Below are 7,442 nucleotides of genomic sequence, written 5' to 3' on the forward strand. Positions count from 1 at the left end.
CGGCCGCGCCGGACCTGCCCGGGGTCCCGATCGGCGACCCGGCCGCGGCCGGAGCCGCCCCCGGCCGGGCGGTGCCCGATGTCGGCGAGGCGATCACCGCGGTGCTTGGCGCGGCGGGCCTGGGCCTGACCGTGCCGGAGGGTCCGATCGTGCCCGGCCTGACCGGGCTGCAGCTGGCCGATCCGGGAGCGCTGACCCCGGCCGCCCCCGGGGTCCTCGGGGCCGCGCCGGACGCCGGCGTCCCGGGGCCGGCCGGTCGTGACCCGGTCGGCGGCGGGTATCCCGCTTCGCTGCCGGACCTCACCGGTCCCGTCGTCGCGCGGCCGGATCACCCGGCGGGGCCGCACGGGGCGCCGTTCGAGGTGCCGGCCCTGCAGGTGCCGTTGCCCGGCGGGGAGCAGGTGCCCCCGCTGCCCGGCCTGGCGGCCCCGTCGCCCGGCGCGGGGGTGCCGGGCGGTCCGGCCGGTGATCCGTCCATCCACGCCGGTGGGCTGCCGGGCGGTCCGCCGGATGTCGGCACCGCCGGCGCGCCGCTGGGTGGGCCGTTCGGGGCCGCTCCGACCGGCCCGGTGCCCGCGTCGCCGACGTTCGCCGCGCCGGCCGGTGGCCCACCCGGCCTGCCGGTCGACGCGGCGGAGGCGACCAGCCAGGTGCCGCTCGCCGCGCCGTTCACCCCGGCCACCGGATTGACGGTGCCCACGGTCCCCGGGGTGCCTACCGGGCTTGCCGACCCGGCCGCCGGCGCAGGCCCGACCGGGTTCCCGGCGCCGTCCGCGTCCGGGGTGTCGGAGGGATCGACCGGCGTCGCCGGGCTCCCGGGGTCGACCGGGTTCGCCGGGGGTGTCCCGGACGGTGCCCTCGCAGGCAGTGCCCTCCCGAACGATGCATCGGCGCACGGCTCGCCGTTCGGCGCCCCCTCGGCCGGCGGTGCCGTTCCGGCTGTCCCCGCCGGGCCCGGGACGCTGCCGGTCGCTCCGGCCGGGCCCGACGACCTCACCGGGGCCGGGTTCCCGTCCGTCCCGCAGCCCCCGGTGCCGGCTCCCGACCCGCCCGCCCCGGTACCGGCCCCGTCGTCGCCGTACTACTTCGTGGCCGAGTCGTCGCCGTACCGGGCGGACACCGGCCTGGACACCCTCGCCGCGGCGGCCCTGTCGCCGCTCGCGACCGACCCGGCCCAGGTCGGGGTGCCGGGGCCGGGTCTGCCGGCGGCCGAGGCCCCATCCGGGTCACTGCCGCACGCGGGCGCGGCGCCGGCGGCGGCCGGATCGCCGACCTACTACTTCGCCGACCGGATCGAGCCGGCCGGTCGCCGGTCGGCCGGGGCGGCGCAGGGCGCGGCCCCGCAGGTCGCCGCCGATCCGCACCCGCCGTTCGACGTCCGGCTGGTCCGGCGGGACTTCCCGATCCTGGCCGAGCGGGTCAACGGTCACCAGCTGGTCTGGTTCGACAACGCCGCCACCACGCAGAAGCCGCAGGCCGTCATCGACCGGCTCGCCCACTTCTACCGGCACGAGAACTCGAACATCCACCGCGCCGCGCACGAGCTGGCCGCCCGGTCGACCGACGCCTACGAGGGGGCGCGCAAGACCGTCGCCCGCTTCATCGGGGCCGAGTCCGAGAAGAACATCGTGTTCGTGCGCGGCGCCACCGAGGCGATCAACCTGGTCGCCAAGACGTGGGGTCGGAAGAACATCCACCGGGGCGACGAGATCATCGTCTCGCACCTCGAGCACCACGCGAACATCGTTCCCTGGCAGCAGCTGTGTGCCGAGACCGGCGCGAAACTGCGCGTGATCCCGGTCGACGACTCCGGGCAGCTGCTGCTCGGGGAACTGTCCCGGTTGCTCAACGAGAAGACCAAACTGGTCTCGGTCACGCAGGTCTCGAACGCCCTGGGCACCGTCACCCCGGTCGACGCGGTGATCGAGATGGCCCACCGGGCCGGGGTGTGCGTGCTCGTCGACGGCGCCCAGTCGATCCCGCACGTGCGGGTCAACCTGCAGGCGCTGGGCGCGGACTTCTTCGTCTTCTCCGGTCACAAGATCTACGGGCCGACCGGGATCGGCGTCGTCTACGGGCGGACCGAGATCCTGGAATCGATGCCGCCCTGGGAGGGCGGCGGCAACATGATCGCCGACGTCACCTTCGAACGGACGGTGTTCCAGCACCCGCCGAACCGGTTCGAGGCCGGCACCGGCAACATCGCCGACGCGGTCGGGCTGGGTGCCGCCCTGGACTACGTGACCCGGATCGGGATCGAGACGATCGCCCGGTACGAGCACCACCTGCTGGAGTACGCCACCCCGCGGATGCGGGCGGTGCCCGGGCTGCACCTGATCGGTACGGCCCGCGAGAAGGCCAGCGTGCTGTCGTTCGTGCTCGACGGCTACCGCACTGAGGAGGTCGGCGCCGCGCTCAACCAGAAGGGCATCGCCGTCCGGTCCGGCCACCACTGCGCCCAGCCGATCCTGCGCCGGTTCGGGCTGGAGGCGACGGTGCGGCCGTCGCTGGCGTTCTACAACACCACCGACGAGATCGATCGTATGATCGCGGTCCTGCACCGCCTCGCCGCCGACCGGGGGCGGCGGTAGCGCCGGCGCCCGTCTCCCCCGCCCCTGCCCGCGCCGCCGCCTGCGCTGCCCGGCCGGAGCGACCGATCCGGTGGACCGCCCCGCCGCCCGGGGTCGGATCGCCCGGCCCGGGGGCACTCAGGGCAGCGTGAACGCCATGAACAGCAGCAGCAGGCCGCCGACCAGGTTGAGCCCGCAGACCGTCATGGCCACGCCGCCCCACCGCCGCTGGCGGCCCTGGACCAGCAGCACGATGCCGCCGATGGTGAACACGAGCGCGACGACGAACAGCAGCGCGCGGTAGGTGACCAGCGTCTGGCTCATCGGCCCGGCTCGCCGCCGTCGCCCGGGCGCGGCTGCCGATGGTCCACTCGCTGACGCTCGCTCACGGGCCACATCGTAGGCGGGACCGGGCGGCGGGCGGGGGACGGGGACAATGGGACGGTGACCACCACACCCGGCGATCCGGACCCGACGGACCCGACGGACCCGACGGAACCGACGGTCCCGACCGGGACGGACGGGGCCCGCTCCCGCCGGTGGTACCAGCGCCGCACCCCGCTCGGGTCGCACGAGGCGTCGCGGCGGCTGTCCGCGTACGTCTACGGCAACATCCTGATCCTGGCCGCCCTGGTCCCGTTCCAGGAGGAGACCGAGGCCGGCCACGCGATCGTCGTGGTGATCGGCACGGCCCTGTCCACGTTCATCGCGCACGCGTTCGCCGAGTACCTGGGCGGTGACGGGTCGGTCCATCCGCGGGCGCTGGTCCGCGAGTCGATGCCCATCCTGACCACGGCGCTGGTGCCGCTGCTGCTGCTCGCGCTGACGCGGGTGACCGCGCTGCCGATGTCCAGGGCCGTGGTGATCGCGGAGATCGTGCTGATCGGCCGGATCGCCTCGACCGGGATGGTGGCGGCCCGGCTGCGGGACGAGAAGTCGCACCTGCGCGTCCTGCTCGCGGGCGTGCTCGTCGCTGCCGTCGCGTTGGGCATCGTGCTGCTCAAGGTCGCGCTCACCCACTGATCGGCGCCCCGGTTCGGTCGCCGGCCTGGTGGAGCGCGGATCGCTCGACTACGGTGGGATTCTCGACCAACGGAGGTCACCTGCTTCATGACGACGTATGCGTTCCGGTGTCAGGAGTGCGGCCCCTACGATGCGCGCTTTCCGATCGGCACCGCGCCGGATCGCGCGTCGTGTCCCGAATGCGGCGGTTCGTCCGTCCGGCTGATCACCGCGCCGGGAATCGGCCGCGGCAGTGATCCGTACCGTCGGGCCGTGGAGCGCACCACGGCCTCCGCCGATGCGCCCCAGGTGGTCTCGTCCGTGCCCGGGTCCGGGCGCCGCGCGCCGGCGGTGACCACCCATCCCCTGCACCGCAGACTTCCACGGCCGTAACCGCTGTCGAACCCCGTCCACCCGCTCAACGAGGAGCCGCCATGCCCGAGGTCATCTTCCCGCTCGACTCGGCGAAGAAGTTCGAGGACCAGGAGAAGGTCGGTCACAACCGCTGGCACCCCGAGATCCCGCCGGTGGCAACGGTCAAGCCGGGGGACAGCTTCCGGGTGCACTGCCGGGAGTGGTTCGACGGCGCGATCGTCAACGACGACTCCGCGGACGACATCCTGAATGCGCCGCTCAAGACGGTGCACAAACTTTCGGGCCCGTTCCGGGTCGAGGGAGCCAAGCCGGGCGACTTGCTGATCGTCGACATCCTCGACGTGGGGCCGATTCCGCAGGAGGACTCAGGTCCCCTGGCCGGCCAGGGCTGGGGCTACACCGGCATCTTCGCCAAGCGCAACGGGGGTGGTTTCCTCACCGATCAGTTCCCCGACGCGTACAAGGCCATCTGGGACTTCCGCGGACAGATCGCGACATCGCGCCACGTGCCCGGAGTCTCGTTCGCCGGACTGATCCACCCGGGCCTGATGGGCACCGCGCCGTCGGCCGACCTGCTGGCCCGGTGGAACGCCCGCGAGCAGGCCCTGATCGACACCGATCCGAACCGGGTGCCGCCGCTGGCGTTGCCGCCGGAACCGGAGTTCGCGGTGCTCGGGTCGCTGCCGGAGGCGGACTACGCGCGGGTCGCCGCCGAGGCGGCCCGGACCGCTCCGCCCCGGGAGAACGGCGGCAATCAGGACATCAAGAACCTGTCGAAGGGCACCCGGGTCTTCTACCCGGTGTTCGTCGACGGGGCCAACCTCTCGATGGGCGATCTGCACTTCTCGCAGGGCGACGGCGAGATCACCTTCTGCGGCGCGATCGAGATGGGCGGCTTCATCGACCTGCACGTCGATCTGATCAAGGGCGGCATGGAGACCTACGGCGTCTCCGAGAACGCGATCTTCCTGCCCGGCACGGTCGATCCGAGATTCAGTGAATGGATCGCGTTCTCGGGCACCTCGGTCACCCTTGACGGTGAGCAGCGTTATCTGGATTCGCATCTGAGCTACCAGCGGGCCTGCCTGCATGCCATCGACTACCTGACCAAGTTCGGGTACTCGCCGGAGCAGGCCTACCTGATCCTGGGCGCCGCGCCGATCGAGGGCCGGCTGTCCGGCGTCGTGGACATTCCGAATGCCTGTGCGACCGTGTACATTCCGACCGCGATCTTCGATTTCGACGTGCGTCCCAGCGCCTCCGGCCCGACCCGGATCGATCCCGGCCCGGGTGCTCCGCATTCCGCGGGGTAGCGGGCGACCAGAGGGTCGACCTCCGGTCAGCGCACGAGGGCGGCGACCAGCTCGCCGTCCTCGATCCGGTCCCAGGCGTCGGTGAAGTCGTCGACGGCGGCATGGGCCAGGTTCTGCTCGACGGCGTGCAACCGGCCGAAGATGAACCCGGCGACGCCGTCCGTGTCGCGCTCGACCGCCAGGGTGGCCAGCAGATCGGCGGCGCGCCGGGCGTCGAGATGTTCCTCGACCGACTCCTGCAGTTCCTCCAGCGACGTGGCCAGCACCGCGGCGTCCGGACCGAGCGGGCCGACGGCGGCCTCGGCCGCGTACCGCAGCGTGGTGGCCCAGTCGCCGACCTCCTGCAGCGGTGACGTCCGCGTCGGGTCGGCGAGGGCGGCGGCGGCCAGGTCGACCAACCGCTGCCAGCCGGCGGCCAGCAGAGCGGCCAGCTCGCGGGTGGCGTTGCGGTGCGCCCGCCGGCTCAGCGGCGCGGCGGCGATCAGGTCGTCCAGGGCCTGCAGCATCTGCAGGTAGTCCGGACCGGTCAGGAACGCATCGATCCGCTCGGACGCCCGCCCCAGGCGGGCCCCGCAGGCCTGCTCCAGCCGGGTGCGGGCGCGATCCCGGTACGGCGCGGGTTCCTCGGCCAGCTGGTCGACGAGCCGTTGCCGCGCGGACCGCAGGTCGCGGACCCCGTCGAAGGTGGCCGACGCGCCGTGCAGGGCGGAGCGCAACCCGGGCAGCGCGGGACCCTGGAAGAGCGGGGCGAAGACGGTCAGCACGGCCGCGATCCGGCGGCAGACGGTGCGGGCGTCCAGCGCCGCGGCGGCATCGCCATCACGCACCGCCCGGTCGGCCGTGATCAACCGGTCCACCTGTCGCGACAGCCACCCGACGACCACGTCTGCGGCGGTCTTGCCGCGGCGGGCCTCCGGCCGCCGGTAGTCCAGCGCCCGGGCGAGTTTGGAGGGCGATGCGGCCGGGCGGGCCCCGCCGGAGACCAGCACGTCCACCGTGGCCGCCAGCTGCTCGGGGGTGCCATCGACGATCTCGGCCTCCACCTCCCGCCAGCGGCGGGTCCGGTCGTCACCCAGGGAGGTTCCCGTGACGTGGTCGTCCGCGACCTCGATGAGCACGGTGCCGGCGCCGTCCAGCAGGTGCCGGACCGTCCGCTCGTTGACGATCCGGCCGACCGGGCCCAGGGGCCGGCCGCGGGCCGCCCCCAGCACGAGACCCGCGATCGCGGCCGGCACGGCGCCGTCGTCGCCGGCCGCCAGCGGGAGCCCGATCTCGGTTCTGGCCCCCTCGACCGCCGGCAGCTTGAGGTGCCAGCCGGCGTCCGACCCGCCGGTGCGCCGGCGCAGGGTGATCCGGGACCGGAGCAGGTCCAGCCGCTCCGTGTCGTAGTACACGGCGTCGAGATGGTGGGTGACCGGCTCGGCGACGCCGGCCACGCCCACGGCGGCCAGCCGCTTGCGCTTGCCGAGGGCGGGCAGGGCCGCGTCGGGATCGAGCTCCAACTTGGTCTCGATCTCCAGCTGCCGGGTCGGGGCCGCGACCGGGACGTCCGGTGCCGGGACCGGGGCCGGGCCGGCGACGCTGCCGGGAACGGACTTCTTCTGGCGGGGACCCATGCTCTGTTGGTACCCGTCCCGGACTCCGCGCGCCAAACCGGAGCGGGTCGGGCCCGGTCTGCCCTGGTCGAGACACGGGTGATGGTGAGGCCACGACCGGCTCGGGGCGGGTCCGGTGCGGCTGAGCCGTCCGGGTGCGGGCCGAGTGAAGGCGGGTGCTCGCTGAGCGGGTGCTGGTCTTCACTCGGTGCGCGGCCGGGGGCCGCCGGGGCGGCTCCGCGTCCGGGCCGCCGGGCGGCCCGGGCCGGAGCTCGGCGGGCAGCGGAGCTCACCGATCGGCCGAGCGCGCCGAGCCGGTGGCAGCTCGCGCTCCCAGCGCGACCTTGAGTGGAATAGACTCAACTTTCGTGCGTTGCATCATGTGGACGTCTGCGTAGGCTGAGAGGGCCGCGCCGGCGACCGCAGGCAGCACCGCGAACGGAGAAACCCTGACGCGGACGTCACGAGAACCATCGGCACCGCAGAGAAAGGCACCACACCAGCCGTGAACCTCGAGAACCTCACCACGAAGAGCCGCGAGGTCGTCACCGCGGCCGTCACCGCCGCCACGTCCGCCGGGCATTCCT

The 7,442-nt window shown here is 73.8% G+C and carries 7 protein-coding genes; 4 read left to right on the forward strand and 3 right to left on the reverse strand.

Annotated elements, in window-relative coordinates; all coding sequences use genetic code 11:
- Nucleotides 1–617: 617 nt before the first annotated feature.
- Nucleotides 618–2,591: a family 2A encapsulin nanocompartment cargo protein cysteine desulfurase gene (locus ACOJUF_RS15975; RefSeq protein WP_420122823.1), complete on the forward strand. Its 1,974-nt coding sequence runs from the start codon at nt 618–620 to the stop codon at nt 2,589–2,591.
- A 117-nt stretch (nt 2,592–2,708) separates the two neighbouring features.
- Here the strand turns inward: ACOJUF_RS15975 and ACOJUF_RS15980 are convergent, their stop codons facing one another.
- Nucleotides 2,709–2,894 carry a hypothetical protein gene (locus ACOJUF_RS15980; RefSeq protein ID WP_420122817.1) on the reverse strand — a complete coding sequence of 62 codons (186 nt, stop codon included), beginning with the start codon at nt 2,892–2,894 and terminating at the stop codon, nt 2,709–2,711.
- Between the two features lie 120 nt (nt 2,895–3,014).
- Between ACOJUF_RS15980 and ACOJUF_RS15985 the strand changes: the two genes are divergently transcribed.
- From ACOJUF_RS15985 to fmdA, 3 genes are all read left to right on the forward strand, one after another.
- A complete protein-coding gene (locus ACOJUF_RS15985) occupies nt 3,015–3,593 on the forward strand; it encodes a hypothetical protein (protein ID WP_420122818.1) in 579 nt (192 codons plus the stop codon).
- An 87-nt stretch (nt 3,594–3,680) separates the two neighbouring features.
- A complete protein-coding gene (locus ACOJUF_RS15990) occupies nt 3,681–3,965 on the forward strand; it encodes an FmdB family zinc ribbon protein (protein ID WP_420122819.1) in 285 nt (94 codons plus the stop codon).
- A 41-nt stretch (nt 3,966–4,006) separates the two neighbouring features.
- Nucleotides 4,007–5,260, forward strand: coding sequence for a formamidase (gene fmdA / locus ACOJUF_RS15995; RefSeq protein WP_420122820.1), 1,254 nt, complete (start codon nt 4,007–4,009; stop codon nt 5,258–5,260).
- A gap of 26 nt (nt 5,261–5,286) precedes the next feature.
- Here the strand turns inward: fmdA and ACOJUF_RS16000 are convergent, their stop codons facing one another.
- Both ACOJUF_RS16000 and ACOJUF_RS16005 read right to left on the reverse strand, forming a co-directional pair.
- On the reverse strand, nt 5,287–6,876 hold the full coding sequence (locus ACOJUF_RS16000; protein WP_420122821.1) for a CHAD domain-containing protein: 1,590 nt from the start codon (nt 6,874–6,876) through the stop codon (nt 5,287–5,289).
- 268 nt (nt 6,877–7,144) lie between these two features.
- Nucleotides 7,145–7,442, reverse strand: a 298-nt coding sequence (locus ACOJUF_RS16005; RefSeq protein ID WP_420122822.1) for a hypothetical protein, incomplete at its 5' end; no start/stop codon positions are given.

Source organism: Nakamurella sp. (genome assembly GCF_048594475.1).
Lineage (GTDB): Bacteria > Actinomycetota > Actinomycetes > Mycobacteriales > Nakamurellaceae > Nakamurella.

Coding starts and splice junctions, on each gene's coding strand:
- ACOJUF_RS15980 (WP_420122817.1), bottom strand. CDS start 2,894: ATGAGCCAGACGCTGGTCACCTACCGCGCGCTGCTGTTCGTCGTCGCG.
- ACOJUF_RS15990 (WP_420122819.1), top strand. CDS start 3,681: ATGACGACGTATGCGTTCCGGTGTCAGGAGTGCGGCCCCTACGATGCG.
- fmdA (WP_420122820.1), top strand. CDS start 4,007: ATGCCCGAGGTCATCTTCCCGCTCGACTCGGCGAAGAAGTTCGAGGAC.
- ACOJUF_RS16000 (WP_420122821.1), bottom strand. CDS start 6,876: ATGGGTCCCCGCCAGAAGAAGTCCGTTCCCGGCAGCGTCGCCGGCCCG.